Below are 17,584 nucleotides of genomic sequence, written 5' to 3' on the forward strand. Positions count from 1 at the left end.
AGAGGCCTGGATGAGAAACCTCTTCCCCACCAACGCCGAACGCACCTTGCCCTGGCCGGAAGTGAGCCAGACCGTCACACTTTGGCGGCCCGTTGGAGAGCATGAATTGGCCCTGATCGCCGCGAGCCAGTGGGCGGCCTTTCCGCCGCGCCTGCCCGATCAGCCGATCTTCTATCCGGTGCTGAACCGCCCGTATGCCGAAGAGATTGCCCGCGACTGGAACGCGAAACGCAATACCCCGCCTGTGGGCTACGTGACCGAATTTGAGGTGCAGGCAGAAGTGGCGACCCGCTATGAGATTCAGGTGGTCGGATCAGAGGGCATTCATCAGGAACTCTGGGTTCCGGCAGAGGAACTGGACGCCTTCAATGCCGCCATCACCGGGCCAATTCGCGTGGTGGCGCACTTTGCAGGCGAGAGATATACGGGGGCAATTGATTCAGTGACGCATTTGCCCGAAGGAGTCATATGACCATTCCCCCACTTGCCCTCGACCTCGCGGGCGGTCTGTGCGTCCTGATCAGCCTGTACTACCTCTGGAGCAAGTCCAGCACGTACTGGCATTGGTCGAATGCGTCGCTGCTGCCGTATTTCCTGCTGTTCGTGGGCGGCGGGCAATGGCTGCTGGCGGGCCTTCAGGTCACGTACCTGATTTTCGGTATTCACGGCCTGTACCTGTGGCATCTGGAAGCGCGGCGCAAGCGGGGCGAAATTCGCTTCAACGAACCGCTGTGGTACGGCGTGACTTGGGTTGCCAGTCTGCTGATTTTTGCCTACACCATCGCCGTCACCGACTTTTCGGCGGCGTGGAACTGGGTGCAGTTTGCGGCGGTGTCGCTGGCCCTGATCGCCAACTTTGCCACCACCCGGCGCTGGGCGTGGTCCTGGCCTGTGTGGATCGCCGTGAATGCGGTGCAGGCCGTGTATTTCTGGCACACCGAATACTGGGTACTGTTCGGGCTGCAATTTGTGCTGGGGGCCATGAGCGTGTACGGCTGGCAGGCGTGGCGGCGCGACGAGGCCCGGACGGTGGCCCTTGCCTGAATCGGGACGGTTCCAACACGGCCTGATCATCGGCAAATTTGCCCCCTTTCATCTGGGCCACCGCCTCCTGATCGAGCGGGCGCTGGAGCAGTGCGAGCGGGTCAGCGTGTGGGTGTATTCCCGGCCCGACTTTGCCCCCATGCCCTCGCCCCTGCGCCGGGGCTGGATTCGGGAGGCGTTTCCGGCGCGGCTGTTTCCGGGCCTGCACCTGCTGCCCGACGCCCCCAGTACCCCTGATGGCCCCCCACTGAACTCTGCACCCGACGCCACCCACCGCGCCTACGTGCGGGCCGTGCTGGACGGTTGGGCAGCACAACTCGATTGGAGCAAACCAGACGCGGTGTTCACCTCCGAAAGCTACGGCGACGCGCTGGCCGCCGAACTGGGCGCGGTGCATGTCTGCGTGGACGCGGCGCGGGTGGTGGTTCCGGTGTCTGGGACGCGGCTCCGGGCCGATGTGCATGGACAGCGGGCCTTCCTCGAACCCCACGTCTACGCCCATTTCGTGGAGCGGGTGGCCGTGCTGGGCGCGGAAAGCACCGGCAAAAGCACCCTGACGCGGGCACTGGGCGAGAGCCTCGGCACAAGCTGGGTGCGCGAATACGGGCGCGACGTGTACGAGCGAGAAAACGGGGTGCTGACGCCCGAGCATTTTCTGGAAATCGCGCACGGCCACCGCGCTCTGGAGGACGAAGCCGCCCGCGCTCCCGGCGTTTGCCGCTGGGTGTTTTGCGATACGCACGCCGCCACCACGCTGATGTGGTCTTATCTGCTGACGGGCACGGCCCTGCCTGAACTGCACGCGCTGGCCGATGCCTGCCGCACCCGCTACGCCCACACCCTGCTGTGTGCCCCCGATTTGCCGCACGAGCAGGACGGCTGGCGGGCCAATACCGAAGTCCGAACCGTGCAGCAGGGCTTTATTCGGCAGGATCTGGGTACGCGGGGCGCGGCCTTCACCGAGGTCACGGGCAGCGTAGAAGCGCGGGTGCAGCAGGTTCGCGGCCTGTTGGGGCAGTAGATAAAGATCAGGTCTTGCAAGCCGCCGGGTCATCATTCAAGGTAACAGCAGCACACCCAGGAGGCCCGATTGTGACGAACGACCCGAACAGCCCCGGCCCGAAATCCGACGCACCCGCTTCCTCTGCCGACGCCACCTCCGGCAATGCGCCGCACTGGGCCGACAGCTTTGATACCAAAGCCGCGCCCATCAGTCCTCCGGCAGCCCAGCCGAGCATGACCCAGCCAAATGTTACTCAGCCCAGCGTCAACCTCGGCAAGCACGCGGAAGCCGCGCCCAGTACCCACACGCCCTACCGCAGCGACGATCCGTTCGGGCAGGTGACGGGCAGCCAGACCACGCCCGCGCCAACGGCCTATGCCTCCACGCCCACGCCTCAGCCTGCACCGATGGGCCAGACGCCGATGGGTCAGACCAATCCGCCGCCCACGTCCTCGCAGCTCTGGTCAGAGGCTCAGGCCTCCGTGCAATCTTCGGTGCAAAGTGGCCTGAATCAGATGGCCTCGGCAGACACCAGCACCAAAAAACTAATCGCGGGATTGCTGGCGATCTTTTTGGGCAGCCTCGGGATTCACAAGTTCTATCTGGGCATGACGCGGGCGGGCGTGATCATGCTCGCGGCCACCATCGGCGGCTGGATTCTCGGCGTGATCGGATCGCTGATTATCGTCGGAGCCATCTTCTTCCTGATTCCGCTGGCCGTCAGCATTCTGGGCCTGATCGAGGGCATCCTGTACCTCACCAAATCGGACGCCGAATTCGAGGCCAAGTATGTGCGGGGCAAGCAGGAGTGGCTGTAAAGCTCTGAGTTCCGAATACAACACAGAAAAGGACGCTGGAGCAATGGCCCAAGCGTCCTTTTCTGTGTTGATTGGGTAGACCGGGGCGCTCACTGGTGGCCCCTCACCCCGCCCCTTACCGCAACTGCTCCAGAATCGTGGGGTCTTGAATCTCGCGGTCACGGGCAAACAGCAGCACCTTGGAGACCACTTCGGCGGTGCGCGGGTCGGGGTCGGCAAAGGGCAGGAAGATTCGGCCCTGTTGCTGGTTGTGCACGGGCACCACGCACAGCGCCCCACCCGGCAGCAGATGCACGTTACCCGACCCTAAATGCACGCTGTAGCGGGCAAACGCGCCGTCGATCAGGGCGTGCTGATCTTGCAGGCGCACGTTGTCCAGCCGCAGCAGGCGCACGGTTTCGCCCACCAGGGCAGCCCGCATTTCGGTGGTGCTCTGGCTGGCTTCGGGGTCTACGCCGCCCACATGCGCCACGCTGACCACCAGATCGAGGTCGCGCATGGTTTCGCTGAACAGGCGCGGGGGCACGCTTGCCAGCGCCAGCACTTCGCCACTTTCGCGGGAGGTGAAATAGGCTCCGTCCAGCGGCGTGCCCTCCACCTCTCCGGGCGTGGTGTAGGCCAGCGAGGTATCCAGCCACACGTTGATGCCCTCGGCGTGAAAGGTCTTGCGGATGCCTTCCTCATGCACCGCCACCCAGCCGCGAGCTTTGAGCAGCGCCAGCGCCTGCGAGGGCTGGACATGATGCCCGGTATAGCGGGCCGAGCGCTTGGCCCCCTGTTCGGCGGGCGTCAGCGGGTAATATTCGCGGAACACCTGCTTGAACGGCTGCTGAATGCCGTGTTCGATGACCTGCGCCTGCCATTGCCGCCACTGCCCGCAAGCAAACAGGTCGTGCGGGTGGGCAATCCTGAGCGCGAGGTCGGCGGTGGGCTGCGGGCCTTCCAGCGTCTGCAATTCCTGGCCCTGCCACCAGCCCAGCACCGCCTCGTTCTGCACCCACACCAGCGCCCGCAGCAGCGGAGCAATCACCGGATGCTGGCCCAGTTGCGCCAGTTCCTGCGGCGTAAACAGGTCGCCGCGCACCATCGCTTCTTCGAGGGCGGCCCGCATTCGGCCCCGTGTGGCGCTCAGTTCGGTCAGGGTGGCCTTGATCGCCACGATTTCAGGGTGCTTGGTCAGGGCAGCGGGCACATTTTTCAGCGGTTTTTCGCCGCGCCGCACCCACAGGCTGGCCTCTCCCTGCGCGGTCAGATTCAGACCCACCTGCACGCCCTCTACATCGGCCTGCCGCGTCCAGTCGGGGGCCAGCCGCGCTTCCATCGCCCAGCGCAGGCGTTGCGGGTCGGCGTAACCCGCAGTCCGGGCCAGATTCTGCATGCCGATATCGGCGGCGAGGCGTTCGCTGGCCTGCCGCTGCGCCCCGAATTGCCGTGCCGAGTGCCGGAAGTCCGACAGAACGCGGTAACGGCCTTCCAGTTGCGCCGCGCCCTTCTGCTTGCCCCGGCTGAGCGGCAGCAGCCCCAGCGCCCGCACGCTGTCCTGCTGGCGTTTGGCAGCAATGGCCCCGGTCAGTTCTTCTTCCGGCAGTTCGCCCAGCAGGGCACGGGCAAAGCGTTCGGCGCGTTTGTGCCCGCCGCTGCTGGAGGCGTATTTGGCGGCGTCCAGCAGGCTGGCAAAGCGGGCCGCGCCCAGTTCGGCGTACATCTGCCGGAACCACGCCACATCTACCGCGCCGTCCAGCAATTCCTGCGGCGTCAGCGGGGTGCGCTCGCTGATTTCGGCCTCCCACGCTTCCCGCACGTCCTGCGCCACCGACCAGCTCGTGTCGCGGGTGTGGGCATGCAGCCAGTACACGCCGCCTTCCAGCCCCTTCCAGCCCAGCGCCGCCGCCACCAATCTGGCCCACTGGGGCGCAAACATGGCAAGGTCAAGCAGGCGGCCTTCGGGGATGCCGTGCGCCTTCACCGCCGCCGCGAAGGATTCGGGCGTATCGGTGGCCGCCGGAAAAGACACCCGGATCAGGTGGCTCAGGACGTTGGGGCGGCTCTCGTTACTGCCCGTGTAGCCGCGCCGCAGCGGTTCTTTGCCCAGCGCCGCCAGCGCCCGCAGCGCATACGCCGCCCCACTGACCCAGCCCAGCGCCAGAGCAGGCGTGCTGGCCGCCGTTTCGAGGTCGCCGCGTTCCAGTTCTACAGCCAACACCCGCTCGCGCACGGTGTTCACGGCGGCCACCCAGTCGGGATGGGTCGGCAGGCGCTCATCGGGTTTGCGGCCCGAATACCGGCGCAATTCGGAAAAGTTGTTGTAGCTGGAATAGCCCTCACGCTCGCCGGGATCACCGATCAGGGCGTCCAGCAGGTCGGTGTGGTTGGCCCAGCCCTGTGCGTAGGCTTCCAGCAGCAGCGCCGTATCGGGCCGCCGCCGCGCCAGCTTGGGAAAGGCTTGATTTTGATAGAGACTCAGCCACCACAGCCGCTCGCGCTGGGGCAACGTCCAGCAACTCAAGGGCAGGAAGTGGGGCGAGTGCAGCCCGTCGCGGGGATCGTCGCCGCGCCAGCCGTAGCGGTTGGGTTGCAGTTCGGCGTCGGTGGGTATCATCGCCAACTGGGTTTCCCACACGTCCAGCGCCAGATCCACGTCGGCGGGAGTGGCTTGACGCGCCAAGAGCGGCAGCATCCGCTGAACCAGCGAGGCATACCGCAGCGGCGCGGGCAGCATCACAGGTGGGCCGAACATACTTTCCAGAATCTGGTCGGTCAGGGCGAGTTTTTCCGTTTCGCCGTCATCAAGTTCGTCGTCTATGTCGTCTGTGTCGTCGGCGTCCTGTTCGTCTTCTTCCAGCAGCGCTTCCAGATCAAGGTCTTCGGGTTCTTCCGGCGCGGCGGCTCCGGCTGGCGTTCGGTGGCGGCGCACCGCCCACATCAGGGCGGTCACATCGTCGTCCTGCGGATTCTCGCGGTTCTGCCAGAAGGTCAGCCACAGATCGGGCAGCGGAAACTGTTCGCCGTACCAGTAGCCCAGATTGCCCAGCAGCCGCACTTCCTCGCCGTCCCAGCCCTCGCCCGTGACCGGGGTTTCGCGGTGGGTGTGGGCCAGCTCGTCCAGCGCGGTCAGCAGTTCCGCGCCGCGTGCCAGCACAGCGGTATAGGGCCGGGGCCGGGCAGCTACCGGGCGCGGCTGCGTGCGCTGTGCAGGATCGAACAACCCGAGGCCATCTTTGAGGGTCAGGGCGGCATCGGGCGTGATCAGGGCGGCGTGCAGAGATTCTTCGGCCTGTCCACGCGGCACGAACTCGGCGGGCAGATCGGTGGCCTGTCCATGCAGCAACAGCAGTTGTAATCCCGCCTGCCGCTGCTCTCCGGTACGCGAGGCCAGCAGGCGCAGGGCACTGGCTCTGGCCTGCGCGGGGTCGCGGCCCAGCAGTTTCAGCACGCCCCGGCGCAGATCGGCCCCCTTGCGCTTCAGCAGGGCGTCAAGCTCCAGTGTCTCGCCTTCTTCCAGCGTCAAACCGTGCTTCAGCAGGCGGTCTATCAGGCTCACGGCCTCCTGAGACAGCGCTGAGGAGCGGTCCTGCAGCAGCGTGAAAATGGCGGCGCGGCTGTGGGCGTCCAGAACCACAGGCGTGGTCGCCACGATTTTCCCGTCCACTTCCCGCCCGTCCAGCGCCCGTTCCCCGATGGCTCCCAGCACCGCCCCCCGCCCGGAACCGCTCATGGCGGGCAGGTGCGCCAGCAGCACGCCGATAGGCCGCGTCCCCAGATGCCGGGGCAGGCTGTCCAGCACGTCTACCCGGCTGGGCAGGTGGCCCAACCACGGAAACAGCAGCGGCGTGTGGGTGGCGTCTGGGCTGGCCGATTTGGGGGCATCTGACAGGCGCAGCGCGTAGGCTTCGATCCGCTCGAATTTGGCGTCTATGGGGTCGGTGGTATAGCCGTGCTGACTCAGGTACATCGCGCCGATTCTCAGTTCCGGGTCGTCCAGCAAGAACAGCAGCTCGGCGGAGGGGTACAGGTCGCTGTCCAGCAGGAAACGGGCGGCGGCCATGCGGCGTTCCGGGTCGGGGTCGGGCGTGGGCTGAAGCAGGCCCAGAGCGAGGGCGGCAGCTTCGGGCGCGTTCCGCATAGCCAGCGTGTAGAACGCCAGAAATGCCTCCTGCCCGCTTCCGGTGGCAACGGCGGCCCGCGCCTGTGCCGGGTCGTCCAGAAAGCCGCTCGCCTGGATCAGCAGTGGGCGCAGGCGCTTGAGGTCGGTCACGTCGTAATTCAGGCCGAACCACACGTCAGCGGCCCGCACGGTGGCGGCAAAGCGCAGCAGGTCTTCTTTCAGGATCAGGTGCAGCATCCGCACGAAGGCGTCGGGGTGGGCCTCGTCGATGCTTTCCAGAATGACCTGCCTCAGCCCTTCCTGACGCTGGGCGGCCAGCAGCAACCCCTCGGCCAGCGCCCAGGCATCGGGCCGCGCCGACACCAGCCACGCCCGCGTGACGTGCCGCCCCATGCGGGCCACCGGATGCTGTGTGGCGGCGGTCTGCGCCAGCACCTCGAACACGGCCTCGTTGCCGTCGTCTATGGCCTGTGCCAGCAGCCAGCCCAGATGGTCGGCCTGCCAGCCCAGCAGCCCCGCGTGAACAGCGAACCACTCCACATCCTGCGGGTACTCGCGGGTCAGGCTCCACAGCGTCCAGACCCACGCGGCGGCCCGCTCAGCCTGTTGCGGTTGCCCCGGCGCACGGAAGGCCCGCCGCGTGTAGCCCTGCGTGTAGGTATGGCGGGTCAGAAAGGTGTCTACGGCGCGTTCTACGGTGTCTGCAATCTGGGGAAACAGGACTTCCAGCAGGGCTGTGCGCTGGGGACTGGGGGCGGCCAACTGTTCTTTGAGGAACGTCAGGCGCTCGGCCAGATGGTTGGGGTTGTAGCCCGTGCCCGTGTCGGCCCGCAGGAAGGCCAGTTGCTGGGCTTGGGCCGGGGGCAGGGCAGCGGCGCGGCGGTCATAGGCGGGCTTCCACGCCTTGCGAAACGTGCCGAGGTAAACATCGAGGGTCTGACCGTTCAGAGCGGGGCTGGTCATGCTTAACCGCCCGCCAGTGGGGTGAGGCGCAGCAGCATCAGCGTGCTGTCGGGGCGCAGACTCAGGGGTTCATCCAGCGTCATGATCTGAAGGTCGTCCACGAAGACGAAATACATGCCGTCGCCGTAAGCCCGCAGCGCCACCGCAACGGCCTCGTCGGGGTCGGCAGTGGGCGCGGCAGCTTGCGGCCCCACGCTGACTTTGCCTGCCGCCGCGCCCGCATCCAGCTCGCGCTCGGTCAGCACGCGCAGCACCCCCACGCTGGCCTGCCGCCCGTTGTAGCCGTCTACCTCGGCCCTGACCAGTTGTTCCAGCAGGCCGCGCAGGTTCTCCACCTCGCTCACAAGTTCCAGCGGGCGGCGTTCTAGCGGGATTCGGCGGCCAACAATCTTGGTTTCGACAATCATGGGAACCTCGGAGAAGCGAATTGGATTATGATACTCAATTACGTTTATAGCAGAATATAGACAGCAGGGCAAACCTGATCCAGCGTTTGCCCAAGCTTCATTTATGTTTTTTTGGAAATGCGGGGTGGAAAGGCAGGAACAGCCCTCCGGGTGAGGCTAGCCCAGCGCCTGCGCGATATCGGCCTGCAGGTCGGCCAGCGCCTCCAGACCCACGCTCATGCGGATGGTGCGCGGCGTGACTCCGGCGGCGTAGCGGGCAGGCTCGGCAATGCGGCCATGCGTGGTCGTCCACGGGTGAACCACCAGCGTCCGGGTATCGCCCAGATTGGGGGCAATTCGCAGCACGCGCAGGCGGGGCAGGAAGGCCGAGGGGTCAGGCACTTCAAAGGTCAGCACCGCGCCGAAGCCGTGCCGCAGCACCTTCAGGGCGTTGGCGTGCGAGGGATGACCGGGCAGGCCCACATAACTGACGCGCCCCACGCCGGGATGGGCCTCCAGCCAGTGCGCCAGCGCCAGTGCCGTGGCCGATTCGCGCTCCAGCCGCAGCGCCAGCGTTTCCAGACCCTGCGCGATCTGGTGGGCATTCTGGGGGGCCAGATTCATGCCCAACTGGTGCGCCCCGAACCAGCGCTGCCGCCAGGACAGGGCCGCGTCGCCGCGCACGTTCAGCACGCTGTTTTCTCCGCCCTCGGTATAGATGGGATTGCGGCTGAGGTCGTGCCCGGTGCCCACCGTGACGCTGCCGCCCAGCACCCCGCCGTGCCCGCCCGCCCACTTGGTCAGCGACTGGGACACGATATCCGCGCCGTGTTCCAGTGGACGGCACAGAAAGCCCACGCCCGCGCAGGTGTTGTCGATGCCCAGCAGCGCCCCGTGCGCGTGCGCGATGTCGGCAAAGGCGGCCATGTCGGGCACGTCTCCAGCTGGATTGCTAAGGGTTTCGGCCCACACCAGCCGGGTGTTGGGCTGCATGGCCGCCCGCACCGCGTCGGGCGTATTGGCCGTCAGGGTCGCAGAAATGCCCATCAGCGGCAGGATGTTGTTCAGCATGCCCGAGGTGCCCCCGAACAGGCTGGCCGTGGACACCACATGATCCCCGGCGCGGCACACGCTCATGATGGTGGTCAGGGTGGCGGCCTGCCCGCTGGACAGCGCAATCGTGGCTGCGCCGCCTTCCAATGCAGTCAGGCGTTCTTCCAGCGCCCGCACGGTGGGGTTTTGCAGGCGGGCGTAACTCAGGCCCGTGTTGAGCTGAAATTCTTCCTGCGCCTGCTCCAGCGTTTCAAACTGAAAAGCGGCGGCGTGGTGGACCGGAATACCGATGGTGACGCCGAGGCCGCGCCCGATTCCGGTTTGCACGGCGGCGGTTTCGTAGCTCCATTCGGTAGAGGGATCGGCAGCAGGCGTCTCCAGAACAGGAGGGCGGGTGGGCGCGTCGGTCATACCCCATGCTAGGGGAAAGGGCCGCTGCCCACAGGGTGCAAGCAGGACAACTTGCAGGGCACGCTGCCTCGCCCCCGCTAGACTCCGGCGCATGGGCTATCTTTCCGACCTGCGTGCCGTCTGGGGCAATGCTCCACTCTTTGCCGTCGGCATCGGCGTGATTCTTCTGGATGAACGGGGCCGGATTTTGCTGCAACAACGCGGCGACGATGGTCTGTGGGGCACCCCCGGCGGTGCAGTGGAACCCGGCGAAGACTTTCTGGAGGCCGCCCGCCGAGAACTGCTGGAAGAAACCGGGCTGGTCTGCCCCGATCTGCACCTGATGGAGTTGCCGGATGGTCTGGTCAGCGGGCCGGAGTTGTACCACTGCTACCCCAACGGCCATCAGGTGTACATGGTGGGCATGCGGGCACAGGGCACGTTGCCCGCCACTGCACTGGCCCACGCCGCCCCCGATGACAGCGGCGAAACACTGGCTCTGGCGTGGTTCGAGCTGGACAACCTGCCGCCCATCAGCGCCAATGCCAACATCGTGAAAATGAATCTGCTGCGGGCGCGGGTGGGGTTGCCGTCGCTGCCGCTGTTGCCCGTGCCTGTGCCTCCTCCGGTCACTGGCAACTATGCGAAGTCTTTGCGTGCAGCGGCGGGAACACGGCCCCTGCTGCTGCCGGGGACCAGCGTTCAGGTTCTGGATGAATCTGGGCGCTTGCTGCTGCTTCGGCACGCCAACACGGGCCGTTGGGCACTGCCGGGGGGCGGCATGGAACCCGGCGAAAGCTTTGAAGCCTGCGCCGCCCGCACCCTGCGACAAGAAACGGGCCTCACGGCAGCGCGACTGATTCCATTGTTCATGCAGTCGGGGACCAGATTCCGAATGCAGGATGCGGCGGGCAGCATCACTGACCCGGTGGGGGTCATCTTCCGGGCCGAGGGCATTGGCGGAAGCCTGCGCTTACCCGATCTGCGCCTACCTGCCGGGGAAATTGCCGAAGCGCGGTGGGTGGGGCCGGATGACCTGCCGGGAGAAGGGGAATGGGCGGGGGCCTACGCGCGGGAAGGGGTGCGGGGGGCGTTCGGGCTGGGGTGAATGAACGCGAAAAGGGGCCAAAGCATCCAGCTTCAGCCCCTTCTCTTCTTCAGTTGCTAGACGCTTACTTGTCCCGAATCCCCCAGCCCTGCGCCCGAATCGCTCCGATCAGGCGTTCCATCACCGGGTCTACTTCGGCGTCGGTGAGGGTCTTTTCTCCCCGGAACACGAGGCGCACGGCCACGCTCCGCTCTCCTTCTGGAATGGGCGCACCGACGTACACGTCGAAGGGTTCCACAGTTTCCAGCAAGGCTCCGGCTTCGGCCTTCAGCAGGGCAGCCATTTCGCCGTAAGAGACGGCAGTGGGCGCAATAACAGCCAGATCACGCCACGCGGCGGGGGCGCGGCTGGGGTCGCGGAAGGCCCACGCCCGACCCGGCAGCGGCAGGGCGGCTTCCAGCAGGAACGTCTCCCCTTTCAGGCCGAATTCGGCGGCCACGGCGGGATGCAGCGCCCCGATCCAGCCCACGCTCTGCCCGTTCCAGACCAATTCTCCCGCGATGCCGGGATGCAGCGCCGTGGGCACCGCGTCGCCGCGCAACTGGCGCACTTCCACGCCCGCGCCGAGGCTGGCGGCGAGGCTTTCCAGCAGGCCCTTGAAGGCCCCGAACGACCCGGCAATCTGCGGCTGGTGCGTTTTGGGGGCGAGGTCGCCGCGCATCAGCAGGCCCACGCGCTCGGCTTCTCCGCTGGCCGGGAAAATCCGCCCGATCTCGAAGATCAGCACGCGCTCGCCCTTGGCATGTGCGCCCGCCGCCTTCAGCAGCGACGGATACAGCGCAGTTCGCATGGCCGTGCGGTCTGCGGTCAGCGGGTTTCGCAGGCGCACTCCCGGCACCTCGGCGCGGGCTTTGGCGGCTTCCTCATCGCTGGTGAAGGTGTAGGTCACGACTTCCTGTGCGCCCAGTCCGGCCAGGGCGCGGCGCAGACCAGCGCGGGCCAAGCCTTCTTTTTCTGCGCCGATGTTGCTGGCATGAACGCGCAGGGTGGGCAGGGTTTCGGGCAGATGAATGAACCCGTGCAGGCGGGCCACTTCCTCGGCCAGATCCTGCCAGATCGCCATGTCGATGCGCCATGAGGGAGGCGTGACGGTCAGGGCGTCGCCCTCGGCAGAGACGGTGCAGCCCAGCCGGGTCAGGATTTCCTCCATTTCGGACGTGGGAATGTCCATGCCCAGCAGGGCGCGAATCTGGCTGCCCGTGGCCTGAATGACGCCGGGAACCTCGGGCGTGCCCACCAAGGTCAGGCCGGGATGCACCGTGCCGCCCGCCGCCGCGAGCAGTCCGGCGACCCGGTTCGCGCCGCGTGGGGCCAAGAGCGGATCGACGCCGCGCTCATAGCGGTACACGGCGTCGGTGTTCAGGCCGAGGCGGGTGCTGGTGCGCCGCAACAACACGGGGTCGAAGTGCGCCGATTCGATCACCACGTCCGTGGTATCGGCCCGCACGCGCCCATGCTCGCCGCCCATGATGCCCGCGATGCCCAGCACGCCCTGACCCACTTTGACCTCGCCCGCCGTGGCAAAGGCTTCGGCCACCGTGGAAACCGGCACGGGGCGGCCATCCAAAATCAGCAGGTCTTCGGGGCCAGCCTGATGCTCACCGCCCATCAGGTCGCGCACCGTTTCGCCCTGCCGCAACCCAAAGGAAACGATGATCTGGTCATCAGTCACGTCGCGGCGGTCATAGAGGGCCGTGGGCTGGCCCAGTTCCAGCATCACGTAATTGCTGGCATCTACGATCAGGTCAATCGGGCGCATTCCGGCCAGGGTCAGGCGGCGCTGCATCCACAGCGGGCTGGGGCCGTTCTGGATGTCCGACACGGTACGGGCGGCGAAATGGTCGCAGCCGAAGCGCAATTTGCGGGAAGGATCGCGCTCGATGATCAGGCCACGCGGCGGCAACGACACGCGGATTTCTCCTTCCCCCTTGCTTCCAGAGTTTGCAGGCTGCGGGCCAGCGTCGGGCATCACCAGTTTCAGTTTCAGGAAGGCGGCGAGATCGCGGGCCAATCCCAAGACACTCAGCACGTCGGCGCGGTTGGGGGTAACTTCTACGTCCAGTACGCTGTCGGCGGCCCAGACGGTGTGCATGGGCGTGCCGGGAGCCGCCGTGCCTGCTGGAAACAGCATCAGCCCTGCCGCCGCCTCACCCAGATTCAGCTCTTTGGCGCTGGCGGCCATGCCCCACGATTCCACGCCCTGCAACATCCGAACGCCGTATTCCATGCCGCCCAGCGTGGTTCCGGGGGTCACGAGGGCCACCATCGTGCCCGCCCGCAGGCCCACCGCGTTGGGCGCACCGCTGGCAATGGTTCTGGCTCCGTGTGGGCCGACATCCAGCGCCAGCCGGGTCAGTTGCGTGCCTTCTATGGGCGCGGCCTCGGTCACGGCGGCCAGCACGACGCCTTCAATGGGCGCGGGGACGTCTTCAATGCCTTCTAGCGGGAGGCCCAGTTGAGCCAGAATCGGCTCCAGTTCGGCGGCGGCGGGCAGGTCGGGCAAAAGTTCTTTGAGCCAGGTGTAGGGAAGTTTCATGGGTGTCCTTTTTTCGTTGTCAGACGCATCATCTGGGCTTCTAAGCTCCAAACGCCTAAAAATTCTTTGCCTGTCTGAAGTTTCATCTGCTCAATCAATGTTTGGATTTCTGAAGGCGGAATAACGATTTCAGCGCCCGAACGAATGTTTTCTTCAAGAGTCAACGCCGCTTCGTAAAATATGTCTTCGTCCAGCTCTCTCAGAAGAGAAATGAGGCTTGAAATAGCTTGATGTGTCGTTATTCCAGACAAAGCCTGTGCAAGCGAGAGTTTCCAGAGTTCTCCCCGGCCTTCAATGACAGCGGCCAGGTTTTGCCAGTCTTCGTCAGAGAAGTCAAAAAGCAATCTGTTTGCATACACGCACCCATCATCAGCCCATGCATCTTTGAACTGACTAGCCTGTAAAAAACCATCCAGATCATGAAACAGACTGGACATAATATTCAAGGCGACTTCTCATTCCACACCCAAAAACAGACTCAGAGCATTGATGTGGAGTGGGTAGAAAGCTTCCGGCGTTTGCCTGAGCAGTTCGCGGCACTCTTGAGAGGTGATCCAGCGAATATTCGTCGTTTCACTCGTTTCTTCCAGCAAGTTGCCTTCCGCTTCACAGATGAAGGTTTGCAGGAGGATGGAATAGCCGCCGGAAAGGTTTTGAGTGGTGAGAAAAGGCGTGAAGCTCATGACTTCATAGCCGTTGACGGTGCGGATGCGGAGGGATTCTTCACCCTGAATGCGGCTCAGGCGGAGGCCGGTTTCTTCGCGTACTTCCCGGCGCAGCGCATCGAACACATTTTCGTACTCGCGCACCTTGCCTGCCGCCACTTCCAGCATTCCGTTCTCAATTCCGCCGCCCTGCTTCTGGCGAACCTGAATCAGCAAGGCGTCCTGACCGTCTTTCTGACCGCAAATGATGGCCCCGACGCAGGGAGTGGCGAAGGCTTCAGGCAAAGGTTGGGTCAATAAGTTCGGTTTCGATGCGGCTCTTACTGGCACTGTGGATAACCTCATCGTAGAGTCCTAAATCAACTAGCTTGCGTCGGAAGCCTGCCGAAGTGTTCAAGGTGTGTACAAATTTCCCTTCTGCTTTGCGGTAAGAAATCAGACCGCCGTCCGAGAAGATCACCACTATCACCAAGTCTTGGGTACTTTCAGAACGGAATTCATGTTCTAGGAGTCCCTGCGCCAATGTTGTGGGCTGCATTGTTGCTTCGTTACCCTGCAAAACGAAACGCCCTGAACAGTTGATGATGGGCTTCCAACGATGGGCGGCGTACATCTGCTCAAAATTCACCCCAATTCACCCCGAAACTGGCCGATCACTTTCGGGTCGTTGGCGTAGAAGTAGCGAATATCGGGGATGCCGTATTTCAGCATGGCAATCCGCTCTGGCCCCAGCCCGAAGGCGAATCCGGTTTTGCCCTCGTACACGCGCTCCCGGCCCTCGGCTTCACGCAGGTCGTCCACGGCCTTGAAGACGTTGGGGTGAATCATGCCGCAGCCGCCCAGCTCCAGCCATTTGCTCTCGCCACGTGGGTTTTCCCACCACACGGCAAAGTCTGCGCCGGGTTCCACGAAGGGGTAATAGCTGGGCTGAAAGCGCACCCTGGCGGTGGGGCCGTACAGTCCACGCGCCATTTCCGCAATCGTGCCCTTCAGGTCGGTCATGGAGATGCCGTCACCGACCACCAGCCCCTCCAGTTGGTGAAACATGGCCTCGTGGGTGGCGTCGGTGGCCTCGTAGCGGTAGACCTTGCCGCGCACGACCACCTTGAGGGCGGGTTCGTGGTTCACCATGTAGCGAATCTGCATGGGGCTGGTGTGCGTCCGCAGCAGGCGGCCATCTTCCAGCCAGAAGGTGTCTTGCAGGTCGCGGGCGGGGTGATACCAAGGCACGTTCAGGGCCTCGAAGTTGTGGTGCTCGTCTTCCACTTCCGGGCCTTCTATGACCGCGTAGCCCATGCGCTCGTAGATGGCGGTCAGGTCGTCGTACACACGGTTGATGGGATGCAGGCCGCCCGCTGGCAGGGGCAGCCCCGGCAGCGTCACGTCGATGGCTTCGCTGGCTAATTTGGCGTCCAGTGCGGCCTGTTTCAGCAGCGCCTCGCGCTCCGTCAGGGCGGCTTCTATCGCGCCGCGCACCGCGTTGATTTCTGCGCCGCGTGCCTTGCGTTCCTCGGGCGGCAACTTGCCCAGCGTGCCCAGTTCTTTGGTCACGAGGCCGCTTTTGCCCACATAGCGCGTTTTCACGGCTTGCAGGGCGTCCAGGTCGGGGGCGGCGGCAATGGCTTGCAGGGCTTGGTCTTGAAGGGACTGATCGGTCATAGGAACTCCTTGGACAAACAACAAAAAAAACCCGCCGCGTCAGAGTGCGGCGGGACGAGGCGCGTGACCGAGAAGCTCAGGTCAGCGTCTTCCCGCACCAAATAAACGGCGAAAGTGTACCGGGGCGGGAGGTCATAGGTTCAGGGTAGCGGGCGCGGGGGGCCGGGTCAAGTTGTCTGCCCCTTCCCACAAGTTGCCCAGTGTGCCTGCTTTTTCCGTAAAGCACGTATGCCACCATGAAGCATGAACCTGACCCGCCGAGCAGCCGCCGACCAAGCCCAGTCTCCCGCTTCTCTGCACGCCGGAAATCGTGCTGCGGGCGGCGGCCTGCCCGGGTATGGCCTGTATGGGTGAGGCCCACGCCGAGGTTTTTCTGCTGGCAGCGGGCGTCTTGCTGCTGGCAAGCCTGCTGCTGAGCCGCATCGGGGGGCGTCTGGGCATTCCGGGGCTGCTGCTGTTTCTGGGCGTGGGCATGCTGGCCGGGTCGGACGGGCTGGGCATCCAGTTTCACGATTACCGCACGGCACAGATTTTTGGCGTGGTGGCGCTGGCCTTCATCCTGTTTCAGGGCGGGCTGGACACCAACTGGGCGCTGACCAAGCCGGTGGTGCGGCGCGGGCTGAGTCTCGCTACTCTCGGCGTGCTGGTCACGGCGGGCCTGATGGCGGTGTTCTCGCATTACGTGTTCGGCTTTCCGTGGCTGGTGGCGTGGCTGCTGGGCGCGGTGGTCAGCAGCACCGATGCCAGCGCCGTGTTCAGCGTCCTCAAGGAACGGGCGCTGGGCCTCAAGGGCGACGTGGCCCCGCTGCTGGAATTCGAATCGGGCGGCAACGATCCGATGGCCGTGTTTTTAACCATCGGCCTGCTGGAACTGATCGCGGAACCCGAACTGGGCGTGCTGGGCATCGTGCCGCTGTTTTTAAAGCAGATGATCATCGGCGGCGTGCTGGGCTACGGCTTAGGCCGCGCCGCGCTGTGGATCATCAACCGCGTGCAGCTCCAGTTCGAGGGGCTGTATTCGGTACTGACCATCGCGCTGGCCCTCACCATTTTCAGTGCCACAGCCTTGGCGGGCGGCAGCGGCTTTCTGGCGATCTACATCGCGGGCGTCATTCTGGGCAACGCTGAATTTATCCACAAGCGCAGCCTGATCAACTTCCACGACGGGCTGGCGTGGCTGATGCAGGTCGGGATGTTCCTGAGCCTGGGCCTGTTGGTCAACCCGAGCGAGCTGTGGCCCACCGCAGGTCTGGCGCTGGCCTGCTCGCTGTTTCTGGTCTTCGTGGCACGGCCCGTCAGCGTGTACCTCAGCCTCTCACGGGCCAAGATGCCCCTCAACGAAAAAAGCATGGTGGCGTGGGTGGGCCTGCGCGGGGCCGTGCCCATCGTGCTGGCAACCTTTCCGCTGCTGGCAGGCGTGCCACAGGCGCAGATTCTGTTCAATGTGGTGTTTTTTATCGTGCTGACCAGCGTGCTGCTGCAAGGCACCACGCTGACGCTGGTGGCCCGTGCGCTGGGCGTACGCGAGGCCCTGCCCGTCCGAACCGATTACCCGATTACCTATACCCCCACCGGGCACAACAAAAACGAGATGGTCGAGGTGGACGTGTTGCGCGGCAGTGACGCCGATGGCACCAGAATCGTGGAGCTGCACCTGCCGCCCGACGCCCTCGTGATCCTGATTCACCGCGCCGGAGAATTCCTGATCCCCAAGGGAGCCACAGAGCTGGAGGCTGGAGACAGCGTGCTGGTGCTGGCAGGCGGCGAAGACCTGAAAGAGGTGCAGCGGCGACTGGGGCACAAGCCGGTCTGAGACAGACCTGTGTAACTTCATGAAGCTCTGTCTTGATGGAG

General features: G+C 64.8%; 14 protein-coding genes. 6 read left to right on the forward strand and 8 right to left on the reverse strand.

The genetic code is table 11. The features are described 5' to 3' along the window. Window positions 1–10 precede the first annotated feature (10 nt). The 4 genes from F561_RS0112220 to F561_RS29980 all read left to right on the forward strand — a co-directional run bounded on the left by F561_RS0112220 (window position 11) and on the right by F561_RS29980 (window position 2,865). Window positions 11–472, forward strand: coding sequence for a hypothetical protein (locus tag F561_RS0112220; RefSeq protein WP_051096908.1), 462 nt, complete (start codon window positions 11–13; stop codon window positions 470–472). Beyond that, the gene (locus tag F561_RS0112225; RefSeq protein WP_019010257.1) at window positions 469–1,044 is read left to right on the forward strand and encodes a nicotinamide mononucleotide transporter family protein; all 576 of its coding nucleotides are present in this window, start codon (window positions 469–471) and stop codon (window positions 1,042–1,044) included. Before F561_RS0112220 ends, F561_RS0112225 begins: the two co-directional genes overlap by 4 nt. After that, entirely contained in the window at window positions 1,037–2,065 is a 1,029-nt protein-coding gene (locus F561_RS0112230) for an AAA family ATPase (protein WP_019010258.1), read from the forward strand. The genes F561_RS0112225 and F561_RS0112230 overlap by 8 nt, the downstream gene beginning before the upstream one ends. A 71-nt stretch (window positions 2,066–2,136) precedes the next feature. Next, on the forward strand, window positions 2,137–2,865 hold the full coding sequence (locus F561_RS29980; RefSeq protein WP_019010259.1) for a TM2 domain-containing protein: 729 nt from the start codon (window positions 2,137–2,139) through the stop codon (window positions 2,863–2,865). Between the two features lie 115 nt (window positions 2,866–2,980). Here the strand turns inward: F561_RS29980 and F561_RS27225 are convergent, their stop codons facing one another. The 3 genes from F561_RS27225 to F561_RS0112250 form a co-directional block, all read right to left on the reverse strand. Further along, entirely contained in the window at window positions 2,981–7,933 is a 4,953-nt protein-coding gene (locus F561_RS27225; RefSeq protein ID WP_019010260.1) for a DUF4132 domain-containing protein, read from the reverse strand. A gap of 2 nt (window positions 7,934–7,935) precedes the next feature. Next, entirely contained in the window at window positions 7,936–8,340 is a 405-nt protein-coding gene (locus F561_RS0112245) for a hypothetical protein (protein WP_019010261.1), read from the reverse strand. Between the two features lie 156 nt (window positions 8,341–8,496). Next, the gene (locus tag F561_RS0112250) at window positions 8,497–9,783 is read right to left on the reverse strand and encodes an aminotransferase class I/II-fold pyridoxal phosphate-dependent enzyme (protein WP_019010262.1); all 1,287 of its coding nucleotides are present in this window, start codon (window positions 9,781–9,783) and stop codon (window positions 8,497–8,499) included. A 91-nt stretch (window positions 9,784–9,874) separates the two neighbouring features. On the opposite strand from F561_RS0112250, the gene F561_RS30320 reads away from it, so the two are divergent. Then, entirely contained in the window at window positions 9,875–10,870 is a 996-nt protein-coding gene (locus F561_RS30320) for an NUDIX domain-containing protein (RefSeq protein ID WP_019010263.1), read from the forward strand. Window positions 10,871–10,934: 64 nt separating this feature from the next. Here the strand turns inward: F561_RS30320 and F561_RS0112260 are convergent, their stop codons facing one another. The 5 genes from F561_RS0112260 to pheS are packed head-to-tail and all read right to left on the reverse strand — an operon-like array spanning window position 10,935 to window position 15,730. Continuing rightward, window positions 10,935–13,406, reverse strand: a complete 2,472-nt coding sequence (locus F561_RS0112260) for a phenylalanine--tRNA ligase subunit beta (RefSeq protein ID WP_019010264.1) — start codon at window positions 13,404–13,406, stop codon at window positions 10,935–10,937. Continuing rightward, window positions 13,403–13,852, reverse strand: a complete 450-nt coding sequence (locus F561_RS0112265; protein ID WP_157451827.1) for a hypothetical protein — start codon at window positions 13,850–13,852, stop codon at window positions 13,403–13,405. Before F561_RS0112265 ends, F561_RS0112260 begins: the two co-directional genes overlap by 4 nt. A gap of 9 nt (window positions 13,853–13,861) precedes the next feature. After that, the gene (locus F561_RS0112270; protein WP_245556509.1) at window positions 13,862–14,368 is read right to left on the reverse strand and encodes an NUDIX hydrolase; all 507 of its coding nucleotides are present in this window, start codon (window positions 14,366–14,368) and stop codon (window positions 13,862–13,864) included. Continuing rightward, entirely contained in the window at window positions 14,349–14,699 is a 351-nt protein-coding gene (locus F561_RS29510; protein ID WP_019010267.1) for a hypothetical protein, read from the reverse strand. The genes F561_RS0112270 and F561_RS29510 overlap by 20 nt, the downstream gene beginning before the upstream one ends. Next, window positions 14,696–15,730 (reverse strand): phenylalanine--tRNA ligase subunit alpha, encoded by a 1,035-nt coding sequence (gene pheS / locus F561_RS0112280; RefSeq protein ID WP_019010268.1) that lies wholly within the window; start codon window positions 15,728–15,730, stop codon window positions 14,696–14,698. Before pheS ends, F561_RS29510 begins: the two co-directional genes overlap by 4 nt. A gap of 346 nt (window positions 15,731–16,076) precedes the next feature. Between pheS and F561_RS0112285 the strand changes: the two genes are divergently transcribed. After that, window positions 16,077–17,543: a potassium/proton antiporter gene (locus F561_RS0112285; RefSeq protein ID WP_019010269.1), complete on the forward strand. Its 1,467-nt coding sequence runs from the start codon at window positions 16,077–16,079 to the stop codon at window positions 17,541–17,543. Window positions 17,544–17,584 lie beyond the last annotated feature (41 nt).

The sequence above is a fragment of the Deinococcus aquatilis DSM 23025 genome (genome assembly GCF_000378445.1).
GTDB classification, from domain to species: domain Bacteria; phylum Deinococcota; class Deinococci; order Deinococcales; family Deinococcaceae; genus Deinococcus; species Deinococcus aquatilis.